At 55.0% G+C, this 21,432-nt stretch carries 25 protein-coding genes and 4 pseudogenes; 16 read left to right on the top strand and 13 right to left on the bottom strand.

Translation table 11 applies throughout. The features are described from left to right. The first annotated feature begins 78 nt into the window (after positions 1-78). From treF to ACQ86N_RS42885, 10 genes and pseudogenes are all read left to right on the top strand, one after another. Positions 79-1,620 carry an alpha,alpha-trehalase TreF gene (treF, locus tag ACQ86N_RS42930; protein WP_431217829.1) on the top strand — a complete coding sequence of 514 codons (1,542 nt, stop codon included), beginning with the start codon at positions 79-81 and terminating at the stop codon, positions 1,618-1,620. Positions 1,621-1,657: 37 nt separating this feature from the next. Continuing rightward, positions 1,658-2,500, top strand: coding sequence for a penicillin-binding transpeptidase domain-containing protein (locus tag ACQ86N_RS42925; RefSeq protein WP_431212400.1), 843 nt, complete (start codon positions 1,658-1,660; stop codon positions 2,498-2,500). Positions 2,501-2,810: 310 nt separating this feature from the next. Then, positions 2,811-3,212, top strand: a pseudogene (locus ACQ86N_RS42920) (VWA domain-containing protein); the annotation flags it as partial. Positions 3,213-3,502: 290 nt separating this feature from the next. Then, positions 3,503-3,784, top strand: a pseudogene (locus ACQ86N_RS42915) (tetratricopeptide repeat protein); the annotation flags it as partial. A gap of 81 nt (positions 3,785-3,865) precedes the next feature. Beyond that, on the top strand, positions 3,866-4,252 hold the full coding sequence (locus ACQ86N_RS42910) for a hypothetical protein (protein WP_431218042.1): 387 nt from the start codon (positions 3,866-3,868) through the stop codon (positions 4,250-4,252). Between the two features lie 139 nt (positions 4,253-4,391). Continuing rightward, positions 4,392-5,093, top strand: coding sequence for a flavodoxin-dependent (E)-4-hydroxy-3-methylbut-2-enyl-diphosphate synthase (locus ACQ86N_RS42905; RefSeq protein WP_431212399.1), 702 nt, complete (start codon positions 4,392-4,394; stop codon positions 5,091-5,093). Then, entirely contained in the window at positions 4,978-6,429 is a 1,452-nt protein-coding gene (locus tag ACQ86N_RS42900) for a flavodoxin-dependent (E)-4-hydroxy-3-methylbut-2-enyl-diphosphate synthase (protein ID WP_431212398.1), read from the top strand. Before ACQ86N_RS42905 ends, ACQ86N_RS42900 begins: the two co-directional genes overlap by 116 nt. A gap of 37 nt (positions 6,430-6,466) precedes the next feature. Then, positions 6,467-7,420, top strand: coding sequence for a helix-turn-helix transcriptional regulator (locus tag ACQ86N_RS42895; RefSeq protein WP_431212397.1), 954 nt, complete (start codon positions 6,467-6,469; stop codon positions 7,418-7,420). 248 nt (positions 7,421-7,668) lie between these two features. Continuing rightward, positions 7,669-8,610 (top strand): aldose 1-epimerase, encoded by a 942-nt coding sequence (locus ACQ86N_RS42890; protein ID WP_431212396.1) that lies wholly within the window; start codon positions 7,669-7,671, stop codon positions 8,608-8,610. 86 nt (positions 8,611-8,696) lie between these two features. Further along, positions 8,697-9,452: a hypothetical protein gene (locus ACQ86N_RS42885; protein ID WP_431212395.1), complete on the top strand. Its 756-nt coding sequence runs from the start codon at positions 8,697-8,699 to the stop codon at positions 9,450-9,452. A 113-nt stretch (positions 9,453-9,565) separates the two neighbouring features. Here the strand turns inward: ACQ86N_RS42885 and ACQ86N_RS42880 are convergent, their stop codons facing one another. Next, the gene (locus tag ACQ86N_RS42880; protein ID WP_431212394.1) at positions 9,566-9,760 is read right to left on the bottom strand and encodes a hypothetical protein; all 195 of its coding nucleotides are present in this window, start codon (positions 9,758-9,760) and stop codon (positions 9,566-9,568) included. A gap of 78 nt (positions 9,761-9,838) precedes the next feature. On the opposite strand from ACQ86N_RS42880, the gene nadB reads away from it, so the two are divergent. The 5 genes from nadB to ACQ86N_RS42855 all read left to right on the top strand — a co-directional run bounded on the left by nadB (position 9,839) and on the right by ACQ86N_RS42855 (position 14,695). After that, positions 9,839-11,437, top strand: coding sequence for an L-aspartate oxidase (nadB, locus tag ACQ86N_RS42875; protein WP_431212393.1), 1,599 nt, complete (start codon positions 9,839-9,841; stop codon positions 11,435-11,437). Beyond that, positions 11,437-12,165 (top strand): sugar phosphate nucleotidyltransferase, encoded by a 729-nt coding sequence (locus tag ACQ86N_RS42870; protein WP_431212392.1) that lies wholly within the window; start codon positions 11,437-11,439, stop codon positions 12,163-12,165. The genes nadB and ACQ86N_RS42870 overlap by 1 nt, the downstream gene beginning before the upstream one ends. A gap of 320 nt (positions 12,166-12,485) precedes the next feature. After that, on the top strand, positions 12,486-12,812 hold the full coding sequence (locus ACQ86N_RS42865; RefSeq protein ID WP_431212391.1) for a hypothetical protein: 327 nt from the start codon (positions 12,486-12,488) through the stop codon (positions 12,810-12,812). A gap of 81 nt (positions 12,813-12,893) precedes the next feature. Then, the gene (locus ACQ86N_RS42860) at positions 12,894-13,061 is read left to right on the top strand and encodes a hypothetical protein (RefSeq protein WP_431212390.1); all 168 of its coding nucleotides are present in this window, start codon (positions 12,894-12,896) and stop codon (positions 13,059-13,061) included. Further along, complete coding sequence (locus ACQ86N_RS42855; RefSeq protein WP_431212389.1) at positions 13,049-14,695, top strand: bifunctional YncE family protein/alkaline phosphatase family protein; 1,647 nt, start codon at positions 13,049-13,051, stop codon at positions 14,693-14,695. Before ACQ86N_RS42860 ends, ACQ86N_RS42855 begins: the two co-directional genes overlap by 13 nt. A gap of 66 nt (positions 14,696-14,761) precedes the next feature. Here ACQ86N_RS42855 and ACQ86N_RS42850 read toward each other — a convergent pair whose 3' ends face one another. The 12 genes and pseudogenes from ACQ86N_RS42850 to ACQ86N_RS42795 form a co-directional block, all read right to left on the bottom strand. Next, complete coding sequence (locus ACQ86N_RS42850) at positions 14,762-14,971, bottom strand: hypothetical protein (RefSeq protein ID WP_431212388.1); 210 nt, start codon at positions 14,969-14,971, stop codon at positions 14,762-14,764. Positions 14,972-15,302: 331 nt separating this feature from the next. Further along, positions 15,303-15,629, bottom strand: a complete 327-nt coding sequence (locus tag ACQ86N_RS42845; RefSeq protein WP_431212387.1) for a hypothetical protein — start codon at positions 15,627-15,629, stop codon at positions 15,303-15,305. A gap of 118 nt (positions 15,630-15,747) precedes the next feature. Next, positions 15,748-15,927, bottom strand: a complete 180-nt coding sequence (locus ACQ86N_RS42840) for a hypothetical protein (RefSeq protein ID WP_431212386.1) — start codon at positions 15,925-15,927, stop codon at positions 15,748-15,750. Next, complete coding sequence (locus tag ACQ86N_RS42835) at positions 15,924-16,499, bottom strand: hypothetical protein (protein WP_431212385.1); 576 nt, start codon at positions 16,497-16,499, stop codon at positions 15,924-15,926. Before ACQ86N_RS42835 ends, ACQ86N_RS42840 begins: the two co-directional genes overlap by 4 nt. Positions 16,500-16,697: 198 nt before the next feature. Continuing rightward, positions 16,698-17,168 carry a hypothetical protein gene (locus tag ACQ86N_RS42830; RefSeq protein ID WP_431212384.1) on the bottom strand — a complete coding sequence of 157 codons (471 nt, stop codon included), beginning with the start codon at positions 17,166-17,168 and terminating at the stop codon, positions 16,698-16,700. Positions 17,169-17,307: 139 nt separating this feature from the next. Continuing rightward, positions 17,308-17,832, bottom strand: a complete 525-nt coding sequence (locus ACQ86N_RS42825; RefSeq protein WP_431212383.1) for a class I SAM-dependent methyltransferase — start codon at positions 17,830-17,832, stop codon at positions 17,308-17,310. 12 nt (positions 17,833-17,844) lie between these two features. Then, entirely contained in the window at positions 17,845-18,204 is a 360-nt protein-coding gene (locus ACQ86N_RS42820) for a hypothetical protein (RefSeq protein WP_431212382.1), read from the bottom strand. Positions 18,205-18,314: 110 nt separating this feature from the next. Beyond that, on the bottom strand, positions 18,315-18,845 hold the full coding sequence (locus tag ACQ86N_RS42815) for an RNA polymerase sigma factor (RefSeq protein ID WP_431212381.1): 531 nt from the start codon (positions 18,843-18,845) through the stop codon (positions 18,315-18,317). Between the two features lie 83 nt (positions 18,846-18,928). Next, entirely contained in the window at positions 18,929-19,159 is a 231-nt protein-coding gene (locus ACQ86N_RS42810) for a DUF4113 domain-containing protein (RefSeq protein ID WP_431217828.1), read from the bottom strand. Between the two features lie 15 nt (positions 19,160-19,174). Next, positions 19,175-19,450, bottom strand: a pseudogene (locus tag ACQ86N_RS42805) (hypothetical protein); the annotation flags it as partial. A gap of 316 nt (positions 19,451-19,766) precedes the next feature. After that, positions 19,767-20,210: pseudogene (locus tag ACQ86N_RS42800) on the bottom strand (SOS mutagenesis and repair protein UmuC); the annotation flags it as partial. Then, positions 20,207-20,641 carry a LexA family protein gene (locus tag ACQ86N_RS42795; protein WP_431212380.1) on the bottom strand — a complete coding sequence of 145 codons (435 nt, stop codon included), beginning with the start codon at positions 20,639-20,641 and terminating at the stop codon, positions 20,207-20,209. The gene ACQ86N_RS42795 and the pseudogene ACQ86N_RS42800, both read right to left, overlap by 4 nt. A gap of 119 nt (positions 20,642-20,760) precedes the next feature. On the opposite strand from ACQ86N_RS42795, the gene ACQ86N_RS42790 reads away from it, so the two are divergent. Then, the gene (locus ACQ86N_RS42790) at positions 20,761-21,396 is read left to right on the top strand and encodes a 2'-5' RNA ligase family protein (RefSeq protein WP_431212379.1); all 636 of its coding nucleotides are present in this window, start codon (positions 20,761-20,763) and stop codon (positions 21,394-21,396) included. The last annotated feature ends 36 nt before the right edge of the window (positions 21,397-21,432 follow it).

The raw sequence follows: 21,432 nt of genomic DNA, 5'->3' as shown, positions 1-21,432 counted from the left end.
TTTGTAGTAAGCTCCCTCCTTTCTTTTGGACAGCCCCCGGTCACAACTCCCCCTGACAAGATCTATGGAAAATTGTTCGTGGACGTCCAGATGGGCCGGGTCTTCCAGGATGGAAAGACATTTGTCGATTGTATACCGAAGCGGAAACCATCCGAGATACTGGCGGACTATGAGACCGCGAAGTCCGCGGCCGGCTTTGACCTGAAGAAGTTCGTGCAGGACAACTTCGAAGTTCCGGGCTCTCCCACCGACAACTACAAAACCAATACCTCCGAGGATGTGGTTACCCATATCCGCAATCTCTGGGCGGTACTCAAACGTACTCCCGACAAGCCCGTGGAGGGAAGTTCGCTGCTGCCCCTCCCGTATCCGTATATCGTTCCCGGCGGCCGCTTCCGCGAAGTCTACTACTGGGACTCCTATTTTACCATGCTCGGTCTCAAAGAGAGCGGAGAGATAGAAATGATCGACAATATGGTAAAGAACTTCGCCTACCTGATAGAGAACTACGGGCATATCCCGAATGGCAACCGCACCTATTACCTGGGCAGGAGTCAGCCGCCCTTCTTTTCCGTGATGGTGGCGCTGCTCGCGGAAGCCAAAGGCGATAGCATCTACCAGGAATTCCTTCCTGCGATGGAGAAAGAATATCAGTTCTGGATGGATGGCAGCGACAAGCTCAAGCCGGGACAAGCCTACCGGAGGGTAGTGCGGCTGAAGGACGGCGCGGTCCTCAACCGGTACTGGGACGACGCCACCGTACCGCGGCAGGAGAGCTGGCGGGAAGACGTGCTGACGGCGCAAAAGTCCGGCAGGGACAAAATTGAGATGTATGAACAGCTGAGGGCGGCGGCAGAGAGCGGGATCGACTTTTCCAGCAGGTGGTTCGGGGACGGAAAGAACCTGATCACCATCCGTACGAGCGATATGGTTCCCCCCGATCTGAATGCGCTGCTCTATCACCTCGAATGGGCCATTTCCAAGGCCAGGCTCATGAACAAGGACAGCAGCTATATCGACTACCGGCGCAAAGCCATACGCAGGGGCGAACTGATCGACAAATACTGCTGGAACAAGATGCGCAGCTTCTATACCGACTATAATTTCAGGACACAGAAACAAAGCAATCATATCAATCCGGGTGGGATGTATCCCTTTTGTTTTATCAACGAACACCCCGACTATATGAGCCTCCTCGCCAGACAGGTCGCGGCCGTCATCCGGGACAAGCTGCTGAAGCCCGGAGGCATCTCCACCTCGGAATTCAATACGGGAGAACAGTGGGACGCACCCAATGGATGGGCGCCGCTGGAGTGGATGACCATCTGGGGGCTGGATCGCTGCGGGCAGAAAGAGCTGGCGGCGGATATTGCCGCGCGCTGGGTGAAACTCAATGAAAAGGTCTATAAGGAAACCGGCAAATTGATGGAGAAATACAACGTCGTCGATATCAACCAGGACGCCGGCGGCGGCGAATACCCAGGCGCAGGACGGCTTTGGCTGGACCAACGGGGTCTTGCTCCGGCTGATCAGACAGTACAATCTGCCGAAAGAATAGACCAGGTCCCGCGGGTAACACACTACCCCGTGATCGAAGAAGTCAAAGGTTCTGCCTGGTGATTAACCCCGGTCCCCTATTTTTGCAAAAATTTACAGAATGTCCAGGACCCTCGTTGCCCTTTTTGCGGCGGCCCTTCTTTTTGCCGCCTGCTCGCCAAATAACGTAACCGTCGATAACAGCCTTCAGCGGTATTTTGATTCGGCCGGGGTAAAAGGCAGCTTTGCGCTGTTTGACAACGGCCAGGGGCATTTTACGATCTATAATTTGCCGCGGTATAAGGATAGCGTCTATGCGCCGGGAAGAACTTTTGATATCGTACAGTCGCTGGTGGCCCTGCAGACCGGAGTGATAAAGGACGATACCTCCGGACTGGTATGGACATCTTTTTTTGCCCTTCCCTATCCGGGCATTGCAGGAGATACCAGCGCGAAGGGATTGAGAAGCCTTAAAGCGGCCTTCCGGGATCCGGCGCGTTTGGGCGATATCGATTTTGTCGGTCTTGCGGCGCGGATCGGAAAGGATACGCTGAAAAAATGGATCGACAGCCTTCGCTACGGCAACAAGGATATCAGCGGACCGATCGACAGTTGCTGGCTCGACAACCACCTCAAAGTAACCGCCGACGAGCAGCTGGGACTGACCAAACGGCTCTATTTCGATCAGCTGCCCTTCTTCAACCGCCCCCAGCAACTGGTGCGCGGCATCATGCCAACCGAAACCAATTCGAACTACCGGCTGGTCTACAAGACCGGTCAGGTCGTAAAAGAGGACGGACACGCCCTGGGCTGGGTGCTTGGATGGGTTGAGGAGAATAAACACCCGTACTTCTTTGTGGTCAACATGGAAGCGGAAGCTTCCGACAAAGACTTAGGTCCGATCGGTTTACATATTGTAAAAAATATTCTTGGGCCGATGGGTTTCTTTGAAGGGAAGAAGTAGGGCTGCCCCGGGCCAACCCACCGGCGGCAGTTATTTGGCTTTTTTTGCAGGTTTGAATGGCTATCTTGCACCAACTGTGAAATACCGCATCGAACATATTGATTTCCTCATCGGCCTGGCCGGCCTCCCCCTACTCCTGTTCCTGCTGTGGCTCTTTCTGACCTGGAAAAAAAGACAAAGGGCCAGGATAGGCGATCCGGTGCTGGTGGGTCAGCTGACCGGCAATTTTTCTCCTCTTCGTTTTACGATCAAGGTTGGACTGGCACTGGTGGCATTCGTTCTCCTTGTGCTCGGCGCCTCGAATCTCCAGATGCCAGGCGCGATGGAGAACGTCAAGCGCAAGGGAGTCGACGTCATGCTAGTCCTGGACGTCAGCAAGAGTATGCTGGCGAGGGACATCAAACCCAGCCGTTTGGAAAAGGCCAAACAGCTGTTGCTGCGACTGACAGACAGGCTGGACAACGACCGTATCGGCCTGATCCTTTTTGCGGGCCGCGCGTATATGCAGATGCCGCTGACGACCGACCACGGCGCGGCGAAAATGTATATCCAGCAGGCGGGTCCCGAAGCCGTTCCCACGCAGGGCACCGTTATCGCAGAAGCGCTTAAGATGGCGAATACCGCTTTTAATTCAAAGGAACGAAAGTATAAATCGATACTGCTGGTTTCGGACGGGGAAGACCACGATCCGGAGGCGCAGGATGTAGCGAAACAGCTGGCGCAGGCCGGGGTGATGATCAATACCGTCGGTATCGGCTCGCCCGAGGGCTCGCCCATCGTGGACCCGGCGACGGGCGACCTGAAGAAGGACGACCAGGGGCAGACGGTGATGTCCAGGCTGAATGAGGCCGAGCTGCAGCAGCTGTCCAACACGACCAACGGCCAGTATCTCCGGCTGGATAACGTCGACGACGCCCTGATCACCATGACGCAGCAGCTGGAGAGCGCCGAGAAGAAGTCCATGAGCGACGCCGAATTCATCGATTATAAGAGCTATTTCCAGTGGTTTATGGCGGCTGCGCTGCTGCTGTTGCTGGGGAATTCTTCCTTGGCGAGCGCCACCGGCCGAAAAGAACGAGGCCCGCGGCATTCCCTGTCCAGGTGCTGCTGCTCGTCGTCGCAGGTCTGGCCGTTACGCTCCAGGCAGATGCACAGGACGGTAATCCCCAGGTCCGCAGCGGAAACAGATACTACAAAAAGAAACAGCTGGACCAGTCGCTGCAGCAGTATCAGTCCGCGGTACAAAAGGCCCCGGACAACCCTGCCGCGAATTACAATCTGGGTAATGCACAGTTCAGGAAGAATAGTTTTGACGACGCGGCCAAATCTTATGACGCCAGCGTCTCCCACACGACCGACAAGGCCATGCAGGAGAAGGGGCTGTACAACAAGGGCGTTGCGATGATCAAACAAAAAAAGCTCCAGGAGGGTATCGATGCCTGGAAGTCCGCGCTCAAGCTGGACGCAACCGACGCCGACGCAAGAGAGAATCTGGAAAAGGCGCTGATGGAACTGAAGCGGCAGCAACAACAGCAACAGCAGCAGCAACAGCAGAAGAAAGAGCAAAAGAATAAAAAAGAGGATAAGAAAGACCAGCAACAGCAGCAGGAACCAAAGCCCCAGCCCAGCCGCCTGAACAAGCAGCAGGTGGAACAGCTGCTGAAAGCGCTTCAGCAGAAGGAGAACGACCTGCAGAACAAGCTCAATCAGAACAAGATAAAGGCGCCGAATCAGCCCGAGAAGGACTGGTAACAATCCCGCGGTTCACCGGCCCACCATCACGATGTTCACCGGCCCCGCGTTTCGGCGGCAACCCTTCCCTGGCTGGCCGCTTTATCGTACCTTTATCCCCTTATGCAGCTGTATTGTAATTCCCTGACGAAGTACTCCAGTGCTAAAGACCCTCGAAGTAAAGATCGGAGACTTGTATTTGGGCGCCGGCCACCCCATCAGGGTGCAGACGATGACCACTACGGATACCATGGATACCATTGCCACGGTGGAACAGTCCATCCGTTGTATCGAGGCTGGCGCCGAGCTCGTGCGCATCACCGCGCCGAGTAAGAAAGAGGCCGAGAACCTGCTGAATATAAAGAACGAGCTTCACCGCAGGGGATACAAAACCCCGCTGGTGGCCGATATTCACTTCACGCCGAACGCCGCCGAGATCGCGGCCCGTATCGTGGAGAAGGTGAGGGTCAATCCCGGAAACTATGTCGACAAAAAGAAATTCGAGCTGATCGAATATACCGACGCGGAATACAACGAGGAGATCGACCGCATCCGTCAGCGCTTTACGCCGCTGGTGAAGATCTGTAAGGAATACGGAACCGCCATGCGCATCGGTACGAACCACGGCTCGCTGAGCGACCGCATCATGAGCCGCTACGGCGACACGCCGATAGGCATGGTGGAGAGCGCGATGGAATTCCTTCGGGTAGCCAGGGGACGAGAGCTATCACAATATAGTGCTCAGCATGAAGTCCAGCAATCCGCAGGTGATGGTACAGGCCTACCGTCTGCTGATCCGTCAGATGGAGGACGAGTTTGGGATTTGTTACCCGCTGCACCTCGGCGTCACGGAAGCGGGTGACGGAGAGGACGGTCGCATCAAGTCCGCTATCGGCATCGGCACGCTGCTGGAAGACGGCATCGGGGATACCATCCGCGTTTCCCTGACAGAGGACCCCGAGTTCGAGATACCGGTGTGTAAGGACCTGGTGAAAAGATACACCCGGCGGGATGACGCCGGAAGTCTGACGCCTCACGCGAACGGCGGACCGAAAAATTCGGCGGTTCACCCCATCGGGGCACCCACCGCGGAGATCCCCCCGATCGGGCACATACCCTATTCTCCCTTTGAATACCGGCGTCGCGTTTCACGGACCCTTCCGGGCATCGGCGGCCAGCACGTACCGGTCGTCATGGCCGACTTCATGCAGGCTGGGCATATCGAAAGGGGCGACCTCAGGGCCATCGGCTACAGCTATGACGCGGGCAGCGACAAATGGAATATCGGTGACGCCGCCGCCGACTTCATCTACACGGGCAAAAAAGCGATCGGCTTCGATCTGCCGGGTACGCTCAGGCCGGTATGCGACCATTCGGCATGGCTCGAACTGGACGACCAGGAAAAATATATCCCCCTGTACCAGGGGACAGAGTACGACCGGGCCGGCGAGCGCTCGGACACGCTGAATTTTATCGCGCTGGACGCCGCCGACGACGAATCGGCCGACCTGGCCGAATCGCTCAAAGACGACGCGACCATCGTACTCTGTATATACACCACGCACCCCATCGCCATGCTTTCTGTCCGGCGACTGGTCATGGAGCTGTTCGTAAGGGACGTGCGCTGTCCCATTATCCTTGCGGTTGAGAGCAAGGACGCGAGCATCGACGAACAGCTGATCCATTTCTCGACCGAAGCCGGGGCACTGCTGCTCGACGGCATGGGTGACGGAGTATGGCTGATGAACGACCCGAAAAAGATCGTCAACACCAGGGTCAGCGGCCGCACCTATCTGGAGACAAAGAACAATCATCAATTCCTCAACAATACGTCTTTCTCGATCCTTCAGGCAACCCGTACCCGAATCTCGCGGACGGAATATATTTCCTGTCCATCCTGCGGCAGAACACTTTTCGATCTGCAGGAGACTACTGCAAAAATTCGGGCCGTGACCCATCACCTCAAGGGAGTGAAGATCGCCATCATGGGTTGTATCGTCAACGGCCCCGGCGAGATGGCCGACGCGGACTTCGGCTACGTGGGTAGCGGTCCGGGGAAGATCACCCTCTACAGGGGAAAGGAAGTCGTAAAGAGAGGGGTCGATAGCGCTATTGCGGTGGAAGAACTGATCCTTCTGCTGAAGGATAGCGGGGCCTGGATCGATCCGGTCGCCAGCCCCCTGGTGCAGGCCGACTAGCCGGAAGGAGAACATATAATTCAATAAAATTTTACCGGTGAACCGCATTGACAGACTTCATGCCATCCTCACCCATTTGCAGAGCAAGAAGAAGGTGACGGCGCAGGAGATGGCCGACCGCTTCAATATCAGCCTGCGAACGGTATACCGGGACGTAAAAGCCCTGGACGAATCCGGCGTGCCCGTCATCGGCGAAGCGGGGTCCGGCTATACGATCATGGAAGGATACCGTCTTCCGCCCGTCATGTTTACCCAGGAAGAGGCCAGCGCGCTGCTGCTTGGAGCCAAGCTGGCGGAACAGTTCACGGACGGCTCCGTCAGGCGGCACTTCAACGCGGCGCTGTTCAAGATAAAAGCGGTCCTCCGTTCGCCGGACAAAGAATACGTCGACTCTCTTACCGAACACATCGAGATCCTGACCCGCAGTAACCCCGACAGGGAGTCCCCCCAGCAATACCTCTCGCAGCTGCAGCAGGCGGTCGTCCACAAGAATATCGTCCACATGCAGTACCGGTCGAATATGAAGGAAGAGGTCACGCGCAGGGCCGTCGAACCCATCGGGCTGCTGCACTATGGGTCGGCCTGGCATCTCATTGGCTGGTGCCGGCTGCGCGAAGACTACCGCGATTTCCGGTTGAGCCGGATGATGGGCGTGACACTGGACGAAAACACATTCGACCCCGGCGCCCACCCTTCGATACAGCAATACATCGGACAGATAAGGGCAAGCTCAGACCTGCAGGAGGCGATCGTCTGCGTAAGAAAGGATACGGCAAAATATCTGGTGGAGCAGAAATACCTGAATGGTTTTGTCTCCGAAGAAGATCTGGGCACCTGTCTCCGGATGAAATTCCTCACGTCTTCCTTCGTTTATTTTGCCCGCTGGCTGCTGATGTACACCGACGCGATCGTCGTGGAACAGCCGGAAACGCTGAAAGAACACATACGCGAACTTTCCGAAAAATTAGCGGCTCACCATACCGCCTACTGACATACTGTCACCCGCCCCGTTCCGTGAACCATTCGCCACCTGTGAACCAACCCCACCCGTGAACAAACCCCCCACCCGTGAACCATTCCCACCCGTGAACCATCATCCGTTCCGTGAACCTTTCCCCACCCGTGAACCATTCCCTTTCCGTGAACCATCCCCTGTTCCGTGAACCGCGCGGTTCACGTCCATTCTTCTGCGCGATTCCGCTACATATTCGATATTTTGCACAAAATATATATCCGCATATGAAATTCTCGATCCGGCAGACCACGGAACAGGAGCTTCGGCTGGTTGTGATAAAAGATGAAAGCAATGGCACCGAAGTGGCCCTGATCCCGGATTTTGGGGCAACCCTCCACCGCTTTTCCGTCAACCAAAAGAACGGCGAAAAATTCAACGTCATCGACGGCTACCAAAGCCTCGCCCAGCTGAAGAGCGAACTGAACAAATCCTTCAAAGGCCCCAAGCTTTCTCCCTTCCCCTGCAGGATCCCCTACGGAAAATATGAATTCGAAAACAAGGACTATCGCTTCGAACAACTGTTCGGAGACGGCAACGCAATACACGGGTTGCTGTACAATAAACCGTTCGTGGTAAAGGAAGAGGAGGCCGACGACTCCACGGGCATCGTTTCAATGGAATACGTCTACCGGAAGGACGACAACGGCTATCCTTTCGACTACCGCTGCCAGATAAGATATATGCTCTTTGCAGACAGCGTACTCGAAGTGTCGACGACCGTGACCAATCTCGGAGGGAAGGCCATTCCCATGGCCGACGGCTGGCATCCCTATTTCAGGCTGGGTGGAAAGGTTAATGACTGGCTGTTGCAGTTTCATTCTACTGCGATCGTCGACTTCGATGACCGCCTGATTCCGACAGGTCATCTGACCCCATACAGCGAATACGAATCACCCAAACCGGTAGGAGATAGTTTTCTCGACAACTGTTTTACGGTTAAGCCCGAGGTCGTCAGCGCGGCCTGCGAGATCTTCAATCCCGAAACCGGAATGCGGGTTTCCTTTTACCCGGACCCCAGCTATCCCTATCTGCAGATCTACACGCCTCCGACTCGTGAGAGCATTGCCATAGAGAACCTCAGCGCTGCACCGGACTGTTTTAACAATAAAATGGGACTGCTCATCCTCGGCCCCCGGCCATTCACAAATTTTTACTGTACGTTATAAAGTTTCTGTCGAGTAAAACGGTAATTTGCCCCCCAAAGGCTATCAGCCACGCCGGATTTCCCGGCGCATAATAAAAAAGACTATCAATGAAAAAGCTCCTGAAATTTATCCTGCCGGTACTTATCGTATTTGGCTTTGCCGGCTGTCTCGATATCAATGAGAATGTTGAAGTGAAAAAGGACGGCAGCGGTCAGCTGGTCATGGACATGGACATGAGCCAGATGCTCGAAATGCTCCAAAACTATATGAGCAAGGAAGACATGGCCAAGAAGGGAATGCAAAAAATGGATACGACGGTATACATGAAAGATATTGTCGATACCGTTTCCTCGCTCAGCGCGGAGAAGAAGGCGCTGCTTCGGCCGGGGCAGATCCATATTAAAATGGATATGGACGCCAAGGTCTTTACGACGCATATGCAGTTCCCCTACACGAGCCAGGACAATCTCCAGAAACTCTATGGCGCGATGAGCGATGGTACCCTGGGCAACGCCAAGCTGTTCGGAGGACTGGGCGGCGACCAGGGCTCAACCCCCGGAGGCATGGACCAGTTCAACGGCATTTATGATTTTACCGCCAAAGACGGCCTGATGGCAAAAAAGGTCAACGAAGAAAAATGGAAAGCGCTGACCAACGATCCGCAGATGGCGCAGGTCAAACAGGCGGCGGACATGGGTATGGAAGTCAACTATACGACCATGATCGTGCTGCCCCGCCCCGTAAAAAACGTTGACAACCCGCTTGCCAAACTCTCCGACGACAAGAAGACCGTCACGATGAAATTCAACCTCATCGACGTGTTCAAGGATCCCAAACAATTCAACTATAAAATAGAATACTAATAACGCTGCGGCCACCCGAAGGGAGTTCTTTCCTGGTTTTTTTATTCTGGGCCTGTCACGAGCGGCCGGCTTCTTCAGCCGCTGCCCTGCCTGCGGGCGTTTCCGACTCCCTTTCACAAAAGACAATGGGCACCTATACCGGCCAGTTCGGCAAGGGCCTGATCTCTGTCGTCACCCGCGACGGCGGCGATCCTGACGGAATCGAAGGTATACATAGAGGCTGACGTAAGTCCCGCGACGGGCGCCGGCGCCGAATGACAGGCCAGCAGGACGATGGGTGGGAGGAAAAGGGGGATTAAGGGTCTCATGGATGAATGGTATTGCCCGAAAGGTATAAAATTTTATTACCCTTCAAATCCGTTTCCTGTGTTAAATTTGCCGTTGCTATGATTAAAACAGACTTCCTGGTCATTGGCTCCGGCATTGCCGGTCTCAGCTATGCGCTGAAGGTTGCACAGCGCCACCCGGACAAAAAGGTACTCGTCATCACCAAGTCGAGGGCAGACGAGACCAATACAAAATACGCGCAGGGCGGTATCGCCGGCGTGACAGACTTCGAACACGACAGCTATGACAAGCATATACAGGATACCCTGATCGCGGGGGACGGACTATGCAATCCGCATACGGTAGAGATAGTCGTCAGGGAAGGCCCCGAGCGCATTCAGGAGATCATCGAATGGGGGACCCGATTCGACAAGGACCCCGACGGCGACTACAAGCTGGGTAAGGAAGGCGGGCATTCCGAGTTCCGTATCCTCCACCACAAGGACGTCACCGGCAAGGAGATCGAGCGGGCCCTGCTCGATACGGTAGGGAAGCAGAAGAATATCGAGGTCGTCAAGCACTGGTTTGTCCTCGACCTGATCACCCAGCACCACCTCGGCTATCTCGTCACGAAGTCGACCCCCGATATCGAATGCTATGGGGTTTATGCGCTGGACCACCAGACCAATAAGATCGTAACCATAATTTCGAAGATCACCCTGCTCGCCACCGGTGGTAACGGACAGGCCTATCGTACGACGACCAATCCGAAGATCGCTACCGGCGATGGCGTGGCGATGGTCTATCGGGCCAAAGGCCGTATCGAGAATATGGAATTCATCCAGTTTCATCCGACGGCGCTGTACGAGCCCGGGGTGAGCCCCTCCTTCCTGATCACGGAAGCGGTTCGGGGCGACGGAGGCATACTCCGCAACGACAAGGGGGAGGCATTTATGGAGAAATACGATCCCCGCAAGGACCTCGCCCCGCGCGATATCGTAGCCCGTGCCATCGACAGCGAAATGAAGAAAGCGGGTACCGAGCACGTCTTTCTCGACTGCAGGCATATGGATCAGGTGAAGTTCGTCGAACATTTCCCGAATATCTACCAGAAGTGTAAGTCCATCGGCATCGACGTAGCGGCGAATATGATACCCGTGGCGCCGGCCGCGCACTACAGCTGCGGCGGCATCAAGGTCGACGAATGGGGGCATACGTCTATCAGGAATCTGTATGCTTGCGGCGAGTGTTCCTCTACAGGTCTGCACGGCGCCAACCGGCTGGCGAGCAATTCCCTGCTGGAGGCGCTGGTCTTCTCCCACCGCTGCTACCTCGACAGCATAAAGGCCGTCGGGGAGCTCAAATTTAAGGACGGAGTACCGGAATGGAACGCGGAAGGCACGATGGAGCCGCAGGAGATGATCCTTATCACCCAGAGTCTCAAGGAACTGCAGCTATTGATGAGCGACTATGTCGGCATCGTCCGGACCAATACCCGTCTGCAGAGGGCGAGCAAACGGCTGGACCTGCTGCACGAAGAGATAGAGTCGCTGTATGAGACGACGGCGGTGTCACCTCAGTTGTGCGAGGTGCGCAACCTGATAACCGTCGGATACCTGATCGTGAAGGAAGCATCATTCCGCAAGGAAAGCCGTGGACTGCACTACAATACCGATTACACCGGGAAAAGCGAAATACTTCAAAATATCGTTCTCTGATGAGCAAAACGGTTGTTAAGAAAGCCATGATCCTTGCCGCCGGACTGGGTACCCGTTTCAAACCCTGGACAGACCAGCACCCCAAGGCGCTGGCGCCAGTCAACGGAAAAAGCCTGCTGCAGCGAAATGTCGAATATCTCCAAAGCTATGGTATCGACGACGTCGTCATCAATGTCCACCACTACGCCGGACAGATCATCGAGGCCCTGACATCGAACCGGGGCTGGGGAAGCCGGTTTACCATCAGCGATGAGACGGATATGGTATTGGAGACCGGCGGAGGGCTGTTGAAGGCCAGTCTCCTGATGGACGACGGCCCATTCGTACTGATGAACGTGGATATTCTGACGGATATGGATCTTGGTGCGATGATCGCCTACCATTTCCACCACCATCCGCTGGCGACGCTTGCGGTGACGAACAGGACCACTTCCCGGTATTTTTTATTTGACCAGCGGGATGAACTCTGCGGATGGCGGAACGTGACCACCGGCGAAGAGCGGCTTAGCCGCGAGGGAGGAAGCATTCAGAAGGCTTTCAGCGGCATTCACATTATCGATCCCGCCATTTTCCCCCTTATAACACGAACGGGTAAGTTTTCCACGATAGATATGTACCTCGATCTGGCTTCCCGGCACGTGATCCGCGGTTTCGACCACAGCCAGTCCAGACTTATCGACGTGGGCAGGCCGGAGTCAGCCGAAAAGGCCGCAGCGCTTTTTCCCTGAAACCGGGACTACATTATATATGCATTAAATTTTCACGCGGGGACGATCATGCGCGGCAGGATAAATAATTTTAACGCTTATGAACAGATTATTTTTATTTCTCCTGGCGGCAGGATGCACGGTTGCTACCGTTCATGCACAGGAAACGAAAGAAGCCCTTCTCCAAAAAAAGTTCAGTTACCAAATGGATGGACGCTGACCCCGGTCGGTCATGGTCTTCGGCTTGGTGACCTCCCCTGAACATCGCCGTCTCATCTTCGCGCCGCTGGGCCGCCGTCACCAATAACGGCCAGAGCACCCAGACGCTGCAGCTCATCGACGTGGCGAACGAGTCCTTACTCGACAGCGTGGTCATTGCAAAGTCCTGGCTGGGCCTGAAGTTCAGCGCAGACGACAAGTTCCTGTATGCATCCGGAGGCAACGACAACATGATCCTCAAATACGCGGTCAACGGCCAGCCCTCTCAGGGACATCGCGGCCTCGTGCTGGCAGACAGCATAGTGCTGGGCAAAAGATGGCCGGAGAAGATCTCCCCCGCCGGCCTTGAGATCGACGACAAGCGTCATCTGCTGTATGTCGTGACCAAAGACAACAACTCCCTCTATATCGTGGATCTGGTCTCCAGTGTCGGTGGTCCAGCGCCTTGAACTCGGAGGCGAAGGCTATACCTGCCTGTTGTCGCGCGACAAAAAGAGCTGTACATCACCTGCTGGGGCTGTGACAAGCTGGTGATCTTTAATACGGAGTCGCGCAGTTTCTCGGGCGAGATCCCGGTAGGGGATAATCCCAACGATATCTGTCTGTCCGGCAACGATCGCTGGATGTATGTGGCCAATGCCAACGACAACAGCGTCTCCGTCATCGACGTCCGAAACAAAAAGTGGTGGAAACACTGAACGCGGCCCTGTACCCTGACGCGCCTCCGGGATCTACGACCAACGCACTGGCGCTGAGCGCCGATAGCAAGACCCTGTATGTGGCGAACGCGGACAACAACTGTCTGGCGGTATTTGACGTCAGCAATCCCGGCTCCGGCTCTTCGAAGGGATTTATCCCGGTGGGCTGGTATCCTACCGCTGTAAAGGTCATCGGTGGTAAGGTCTGGGTCGCCAACGGCAAGGGCTTTTCTTCTATGGCCAATCCGCTCGGCCCCAATCCGATGGGGCGTCGTCAGGAAGTGAACTATCAGCAGGGCGATCTGCGAAAGGTTCAGCCGGTTCAGTACATCGCCGGGCTATTCAAAGGCACGATGAGTATCTTCCCCGAACCTGACGACAAGGTGCTGGGAGACTATTCGGCGCTGGTCTATCAGAACACGCCCTATACCAAGAACGGCGAGCTGCAGGCAAAAGGAGAGGCGGGCAATCCGATACCGATGAAGGTCGGAGACGCGTCGCCGATCAAACACGTATTTTATATTATCAAAGAGAACAGGACCTATGATCAGGTACTCGGGGATATGAAGGAAGGCAATGGCGACACCAGTCTTGTCCTGTTCGGAGAGCATATTACGCCGAACCAGCACGCGATAGCGCGGGAGTTCGTTCTGTTCGACAACTTCTACGTCGACGCGGAAGTGAGCATGGATGGCCATACCTGGAGCATGGCTGGCTATGCGAACGACTACCTGGAGAAGAACTGGGTCACCAGCTATGGCGGAAGAGGTGGCAGCTATGACGGGGAAGGACACCGGGCGATCGCCAACAACAAGGGCGGCTTTATCTGGGACCACGCGCAGCGCGAGGGCGTGAGCTTCCGTACCTATGGTGAGTTTGCCGACGACGAAAAGCCCAATATACCCGTGCTGCAGGGACATTTTTGCCCCTACTACAAGGGCTGGGACCTCGGATTTTACGATACGGCGCGCGTCACCCAGTGGAAGAGAGACTTCGATTCGCTGGTGGCAGCCGGAGCCCTGCCGGCGCTGAACACCGTGCGGCTCGGAAACGACCATACGGAAGGCCTGAAGAAAGGCAGGCTGACGCCATTCGCACACGTCGCCGATAACGACCTGGCCGTCGGCGAGTTTATCGAATACCTGAGCAAAAGCCCGGTATGGAAGGAATCCGTGGTCTTTGTACTCGAGGACGATGCGCAGAACGGACCGGATCACGTGGACGCGCACCGCAGCCCGGTATACGTGGCGGGCGGTATGGTCAAACGTCATTTTGTAGACCATACGATGTATTCCACCACATCGGTACTGCGCACCATGGAGCTCATTCTCGGGATGAAACCGATGTCCCAGTACGATGCGGCCGCGACGCCGATGTGGAATGCATTTGCGTCGACAGCGGATATGACGCCCTATATTTCGCTGCCTTCCAATGTGGACCTCACCCAAAAGAATGTGGCGTGGAACGAGTGGGCAAAGAAGTCTGCGGGCCTTGACTTTGCAAAGGAAGACCGGATCCCGGACAACCTGTTCAACCTGATACTCTGGAAGGGAATAAAGGGCAGCGGTGCGCTTCTGCCCGCGCCAAGCCGCGCGGCCTTCGTGAAGGGAAGCCGCTCTGATGACCGGGACTAGCGTTGTTAGCCAGAGGCCGAAACTATTTGCCGCCCTCGCCGCTTTTGCGTGCGGGGGCGGTCTGTTTTAAAACTGCCAGGAAAGTCCCGCGGTGAAGAAAAAGCTACTGGATATCTGTTCCGTCTGGAGTTTCGTCGTGCCGGGGATCGATGGGGAAGAGTATGTCCTTGTTATCTGGATAGCAGCGGGGTTGACCGGTATGGCCCAGGTCGGCGTGAAACTTAACAGGACGCTGCCCAGAGAATAACTCAGCGGAAGGCTTGCCTCATAGTCCATGATCCTGAAAGCGGAGGCGTTGGTAACGGTGCCCGTTATTTTTTCGGTGCCGGTGATCGTCGTCTTTCCCTTTTTCCTGCTGAACCGTCGGTTCCGGTAATAGTTGTCGTAGAAATTGAGGGTACTGGCATTGGCGACGATACGGGGCGTGATATCGAGTCCGTCGTCAAAGGCGGTGAATTTGTGCTCGAGCCCAAGGGCGGTCTGGAAGTCGGTGTGCGTGGCGAGGTCCAGGGTCAGGTCGAGAGTTGGTTTCAGAAAGCCCAGGTTATAGCCGTTGGAGATATTGAGCGAGGCGGGGATGCCGGACGTTACGCTCGTTGCGTCACTGTTATAAAAATATTTCGAGAACCAGTAGTCTCCGGTATAGCGTCCTTTTTTCAGGGAATATCCGAGGTCCAGGGTAATGAGGTCGATGCGGTTGGCTTCCGTGTTGTCGAGCCATGCGGCAGAAGCAGTCAGATAGAGTCCCGAACGATGCGTATAGGTGACTGCTGGGATGATATAGGGGCAGGGCGACGCTGTCCCTGCGGCCGAGGTAGACGTTGTCGCTCTGGTAATTGACGCCGATCTCGAAATAGCTGTGGCGTCTGGTGCTGTCGGCGGTCTTCCGCACGGTCGTACTGTCGGACTGGGCGCTTGCTGCTGCCGGGAGCAATGAAATTATCGTCAAAACCAGTAAACGGGACTGCGGGATATTTTTTTCATGGCAAAAGATTACTTGAAAAGGGAGGACCAGGGCGTGCGTCCTCCCTTTTTTGCTATCGGCTATCTGATTATAGTAGATGGTTAGTTGCTGCCGGTGGTAGAGGTACTGGCAGGAGTGCTGCTCTGGAGGTCTTTCTTGTCGTGCTGCAGGTCTTTACGGTCATGATGGAGGTCCTTCTTGTCGTGAGAGAGATCTTTTCGGTCGTGGGAGAGATCTTTCTTGTCGGACAGCTTGTCTTTGCGGTCACTGTTGAGGTCTTTTTGTCGGCTGACAGGTCATGACGGTCTTCAGAGAGGTCTTTTTATCGGCCGTTATATCTTTTCTGTCGCTGCGGAGATCGGCGGCGTCTTTGTTGCGATCGGTGCGATCGGCGGACAGGTCTTTCTTGTCCTGGTTGATATCCTTCTGTTCCTGTTTTGCGTCGGTATAGTCGTGATTTTTGATGTCTTCGTTTCTTTCCTTGCGGTCTGCGCCGATATCTTTTTTGTCCTGGCGGATATCGGAATTGTCGGCCCTCAGGTCTTTCCTGTCTGCGACTGCGTCGTGGCGATCGCCCGACAGGTCCTTCTTATCGGCGTTGATATCTTTCCGGTCGCCGGCGATGTCCTTCTTGTCACCGGCGATGTCCTTGTTGTCGCCGGCGATATCTTTCTTTTCCTGCTTTATATCCTGCTTGTCGTGGGCGATATCCTTTTTGTCGTGGTGGATATCGCGGCGGTCGTGATGGATATCGTGCCGGACGTGGGCGATGTGCTGTGCGCTGGCGAGCGTGCTGATCGTCAGTGCCGCGGCGGTTAGTACGAATAGTTGGGTCCTCATAATAGAAATTTTTAAGTTTTTAATTCGATTTTAATCATAGACCGTCGGTGAACAGGAAAATTTAACCGGTTTTTGCCGTTAACAGTTCATTAACGAGCGGCCCGCGAGCCCAAACCCCACGCACCGGGGGCACCCACCCACCCCAGGGCAAAAAAAGAGGACCATTTCGGTCCTCTTCCATATAGTTTAAATTCATTCTTACCACCTGCGGCCCCATGCATGTCCACGTCCACCATAATCGCCACGCCAATGACTGTCGCGTTCAAACCTTGCGTGGTCAAAGCGACCGTGGTTGAAGTAAGCGTAGTGCTCTCTTTCGAAATATGGGCGATAGTGCGAGTAGTACCAACGGTCACGATAGTGGCCCTGCCATGCGGGGTAGTTGTAGTAAACATACCCGGGGTACTGTGATTCGTATACAACGGGATCACACTGGTCGGGAGCGGGTGCATACTCGTCCTGATAGACAGGGGCTGGTTCCTGATACACGGGAGCGGGCTGCTGATAGATCACCGGGGCTGGTGCGACATAAGCGGGTCCGGAAGAAACATATACTCTCGCGCCGGGGACACGGAAGCCGACGTGCGCGTTGACATAGACCTGTGAGTAGCTTTTTGTAGCGATGAGGCTGGCGGCTATGACGGCGGAAAGAATAAATACCTTTTTCATATCTGTAGATTTTAAGTTAGCGGATGTTCTTTTTTGCTGGTGTACATCCTTGTATATATGAGATATGAAAAGGGAAGAAAGATTTAAAACGCGATTGTTAAAGATTATATAAAGGGAATGGCCATTCTATCCCGTTAACTTATAGGGTCTTGTGGGCGATCAGCGCCATATGGCTGTCGGGCATTGTCCGATGTTGTTCGGTGTGGACCTCTTCAAGGCCGGCACGGAGGCAGGCGTCTCTCAGCCGCGCGGCTGATGTCCTGATGTCGGGATGGTCACGGGTTGCTTCAATCAATAGAACAAGGCGGCCTCTATGCCTCAGCAGGCCGGTAAGGCGGAGTAGTTCGGAATAGATATCTTTCCAGGAGAGATGGATATTGTTGCCGTATATCGTATGAAAATAGTGAGAGGGATAGGAGAGCTCGCTGGTCTCTCCGATATGCAGCTGCAGAAGTTGCTGACCGATATAGCGGCGGTTGCGGCGATAGGCCCGCTGGTGCGACGCGATCGAAGACTCGATGCCGGCGACGAACCCTATGCGCAGGGTCCGCGCTACTTCTTCCGTCAGATGTCCCGCGCCATAGCCGATCTCCAGCAGGTGCTGATAGGGCTGTACGTCCAGCACCTGCAGCGCCCAGTGTAGGAACTGGCGGGAACCGCTCATACGCTGCCCTCCTTACCCCGCTCCGTCTCCGGCGGGAATGGCTGCCCGGGGGTCCTCGGGCCCGAACGGCGGCCTGCAGCGGCGTCCCCATTCCTGTTTAAACTTTTCCCTTTCTTCCGGAGTCATGTTCATCCATTTTTGTTTCATCTTGTCTTTCCATCGACCAGAGGGGCCGCCGCCGCGGAAGCCGCTGAATAATATTTTTGTAAGGATCAGCAGACCGAGCGCCTGCCAAAAACTAATGATGGGCAGGTGGAATAATTCCGGCATGAGGGCATTCCACAGCAGCATCACGATGCTGCCAAAAACGAAGACGCCGACGATGGCCATGCAGATAAATCCTGCCACTCTGCGTATCCAAAAACCTTTCATATACTATAATTTTTATTGTTCATTTTATTGGGTTACCGCCCTTACGCGGCTTTCAATTTTCCACGATCCCGCATTGCGCAGCCACGCGCAACTTCCCGGCACCCCGGCCCTCAGCCACCGACAATTTCGCGGTACAGATCGAGCAATCTCTCCCGAAGATGCACGACGGCGTACCGTTTTCGCGATATCAGCGTGTTGACGTTCTCTCCGGTAATCTCTGCTATCTCCTTGAACGAAAGACCATCCAGTTCGTGCCACACGAATACGGATCGTTGTTCTTCCGGCAATTCGTCGAGCGCCTCCTGAAGAGCCTTCCAAAAAAGGCCGCGGAGGTTGGCCGTCTCCGGATTGCTGCTTTCGTCGAGAAAGATGGCTGCGAAATCTATTTCGTCATTGTCCAGGGACTCCGGTTTCTTTTTGCGGTGGCGGTCGATGATCTTGTTCCGGGCCACGGCAAAAAGCCAGCCGCTGATCTGTTCGATCGGCCCGGTATCGACCGTTGTCGTCAACTGGTACCATACGTCCTGCAGAATGTCTTCCGCATCCGCTTCACTGGTTACCCTTGGGCGAATAAAACCCATTAGTCGCTTGCTAAAGCGGCTGATGACGGTGCTGATATTTTTCCTGCCGGAAGAAGACATGCCCGGTGATATGGTCAAAAGGTCATCCAACTATCAGGAAGACGGATGAGGGACCCCGATATTTTAAAAATATTGAAATTTTTTTATTTCACCGCGGCCAGCTCCTCCCACCTCGTACTGTGCCGCCCGGAGCGCAGCTCCTGTCTCATCTTCCAGTCTTTTGTCAGTCCCGCCGACCCGAATTTCATGCTGTCGTCGCGCATGGCAAAATTGATATTGTCGATGGTATTCATCAGAAACCGGTGTTGGTTCTCCACCTGGGGGACAAAAAGGTTGCCCTGAATGGAGTCGTCGGGGACGAGGCCGCTAAGCATCACTCCGGCCTTTTTATAGGTCCGGCCGTTTTCGTAGAGCTGTTCGACCAGCTCGACCGCGGGTTTGATCAGCTCGTGGGTCAGCGAGGTCGGTTTGGCCAGCGAGGTATGACTGCCGATATTGGGACCATGCCGGAACCCGGTCATGTAGTCCTGTTCTTTCGGTACGATAAAAACGCTGACGACCCCAGCAGCACTCTGTTGCCGCCTTAGCTTCTCGGCGGCCCGGGATATATAGGTAGCAACGGCCTCTTTCAGATCGCCGACGGTGGTAACGGGACGGCCGAACATCCTGGTCGTCGCGATCATCTTTTTGGACCAGCTCTTCTTCCATTTCGATGGCGGGCTGCCCATTCAGTTCGCGGATCAGCCGGACACCCACGACGCCTCCCATATTGGTGTGGGCCCACTCTTCGGACATATTGCTCAGCTCCCACGCGCTGGTGATCCCCCGGTTGAGCAGTTTGGCGGCATAGGCCCTGCCGACGCCCCAAAGACTATCTACCCTTGTCTGCCGAAGGGCGGCATCGACGGCAGGCTCCGTCGCGAGCACCGTTATACAGCCGGAAGACTGTTTGTCTTTCTTCGCTATTCGGTTGGCCATTTTGGCCAGCGTTTTCGTAGGGGCTATACCGATAGAAACGGAGATGCCCGTCCAGGTTTCCACGGTTGTCCTGATCTCCTTCGCCAGCTCCTGCAGCCGCTCGGGTGAACTCTCGTCGAGGTCGAGGAAAGCTTCGTCGACGGAATAGACCTCTACCTTGCCGTTGTCTCCCATCAGGGTCCGAAGGGTTTGCATGACCCTCCAGCTCAGGTCTCCGTAAAGGTGATAGTTGGACGAAAAGACGGCGATATTGTGTCTTTCGATGATGGGACGGGCCTGAAAATAGGGAACTGCCATGCCGACACCAAGCCGCTGGGCTTCGTCGCTGCGGCTGATGATGCAGCCGTCGTTGTTGCTGAGCACCACTACGGGCTTGTCGCGGAGATCGGGCCGGAATAGCCGCTCGCAGCTGCAGTAAAAGCTATTGCAATCGACGATCGCCTTCATAAACTATGTATTACATATGTCACTACGCCCCAGATAGAGAACTCAGCGCCGGAGACGTCGACGTCGATAGGTGAGAGGCGCGGTGTTTCCGGCACCAGGCGGATCTTGTTGAATGTCTTCTCCAGCCGGCGGATCAGCAGTTCTCCGTTAAGTGAAGCGATCACCACTTTGCCGCTGACGGCCTTTACCGAACGGTCCACAATGACAACATCGCCGCTGAAGATGCCCGCCCCCGTCATGGCGTCCCCGCTGACCCGCATGAAGAAAGTCGCCGGTTTGTTCCGGACCAGCTGTTCGTTGAGGTCGATGCCCCGCTCCATATAGTCGTCCGCCGCAGCTCCAAATCCGGTCGCGTTGGCAGTAGGCACGTCCCACTGCGTAAATCGTTTGGTGCCCTTATAGTTGATCCCGTAAAATTGTTCGAGTTCCATATGCGATGATTTTCCTGGTGTAGTGCTTTCCCGTTTTACCCGCCGCGGGAAAAAAATATTTTTTGTACTAATTTCTTTAGTAAATTTATGCTAAATTATTGGTCATTTAAAATTATTTTATGAAAACCGGGTTAGTCAGACAAACGAATTATGTACCTATCTCTTCGATCTCCGGAGGCCTCGGCCCCGTCAGAGAACCAGGCCGGCGGGCGGAGTACCTGCTGGTCATCTATCCTCATGGAGAATTGGAAGACAAGCTGTTGCGTGAACAGCTGCAGCTGGCATCCGAGTTTGGCCTTCCGGCCGGAGGCCGTAACCGGCCGCATATTACCGTTGCCGCTTTCCAGGCCGGCGAGATCATGGAGGACACCCTTATCCGGTGGATACAGCGTATCTGCAACCAGTACCGGACGTTTGACATCACCCTTAATAATTATAGCGGATTCCCGCCCCATACCATCTATCTCCGGGTCCAGGATCACGAACCCTTTTTCGGACTGGTGCAGCAGCTGAGGACGATCGAAGACTATATCCGGTCTTCGGGCTGCCCTCTCGTCAATCTGATCAGCCACCCTTATCTCAGCATCGCCGGCGGTCTGACGGAGCAGGTGTACCACCGCGCCATGCCGGAGTATTCCCGGAGGGATTTTCACGAGAGCTTTCATGTTGAGCAGCTGGTGCTGTTGAAAAGAGGACATGCTTTCGACGCCTGCAAGACGGTAAATATTTTCCGGCTGCTGCCTGAGACGATGTAACCCGACCCCTTTGAACCAACCACTATCACTTTTTAA

It is taken from the genome of Puia sp. P3 (assembly GCF_050632245.1).
Lineage (GTDB): Bacteria > Bacteroidota > Bacteroidia > Chitinophagales > Chitinophagaceae > Puia.
The sequence above is the reverse complement of the archived record's forward strand: the minus strand, read 5'-3'. Positions and strand labels throughout refer to the sequence as shown.

Excerpts from the sequence above, each read along its gene's own strand:
- ACQ86N_RS42925 (WP_431212400.1), top strand. The coding sequence starts at position 1,658 with ATGTCCAGGACCCTCGTTGCCCTTTTTGCGGCGGCCCTTCTTTTTGCC.
- ACQ86N_RS42910 (WP_431218042.1), top strand. The coding sequence starts at position 3,866 with ATGCAGGAGAAGGGGCTGTACAACAAGGGCGTTGCGATGATCAAACAA.
- ACQ86N_RS42900 (WP_431212398.1), top strand. The coding sequence starts at position 4,978 with ATGAAGTCCAGCAATCCGCAGGTGATGGTACAGGCCTACCGTCTGCTG.
- ACQ86N_RS42890 (WP_431212396.1), top strand. The coding sequence starts at position 7,669 with ATGAAATTCTCGATCCGGCAGACCACGGAACAGGAGCTTCGGCTGGTT.
- ACQ86N_RS42885 (WP_431212395.1), top strand. The coding sequence starts at position 8,697 with ATGAAAAAGCTCCTGAAATTTATCCTGCCGGTACTTATCGTATTTGGC.
- ACQ86N_RS42880 (WP_431212394.1), bottom strand. The coding sequence starts at position 9,760 with ATGAGACCCTTAATCCCCCTTTTCCTCCCACCCATCGTCCTGCTGGCC.
- nadB (WP_431212393.1), top strand. The coding sequence starts at position 9,839 with ATGATTAAAACAGACTTCCTGGTCATTGGCTCCGGCATTGCCGGTCTC.
- ACQ86N_RS42870 (WP_431212392.1), top strand. The coding sequence starts at position 11,437 with ATGAGCAAAACGGTTGTTAAGAAAGCCATGATCCTTGCCGCCGGACTG.
- ACQ86N_RS42850 (WP_431212388.1), bottom strand. The coding sequence starts at position 14,971 with ATGGACTATGAGGCAAGCCTTCCGCTGAGTTATTCTCTGGGCAGCGTC.
- ACQ86N_RS42835 (WP_431212385.1), bottom strand. The coding sequence starts at position 16,499 with ATGAGGACCCAACTATTCGTACTAACCGCCGCGGCACTGACGATCAGC.
- ACQ86N_RS42830 (WP_431212384.1), bottom strand. The coding sequence starts at position 17,168 with ATGAAAAAGGTATTTATTCTTTCCGCCGTCATAGCCGCCAGCCTCATC.
- ACQ86N_RS42825 (WP_431212383.1), bottom strand. The coding sequence starts at position 17,832 with ATGAGCGGTTCCCGCCAGTTCCTACACTGGGCGCTGCAGGTGCTGGAC.
- ACQ86N_RS42820 (WP_431212382.1), bottom strand. The coding sequence starts at position 18,204 with ATGAAAGGTTTTTGGATACGCAGAGTGGCAGGATTTATCTGCATGGCC.
- ACQ86N_RS42815 (WP_431212381.1), bottom strand. The coding sequence starts at position 18,845 with ATGTCTTCTTCCGGCAGGAAAAATATCAGCACCGTCATCAGCCGCTTT.
- ACQ86N_RS42810 (WP_431217828.1), bottom strand. The coding sequence starts at position 19,159 with ATGCTTAGCGGCCTCGTCCCCGACGACTCCATTCAGGGCAACCTTTTT.
- ACQ86N_RS42795 (WP_431212380.1), bottom strand. The coding sequence starts at position 20,641 with ATGGAACTCGAACAATTTTACGGGATCAACTATAAGGGCACCAAACGA.
- ACQ86N_RS42790 (WP_431212379.1), top strand. The coding sequence starts at position 20,761 with ATGAAAACCGGGTTAGTCAGACAAACGAATTATGTACCTATCTCTTCG.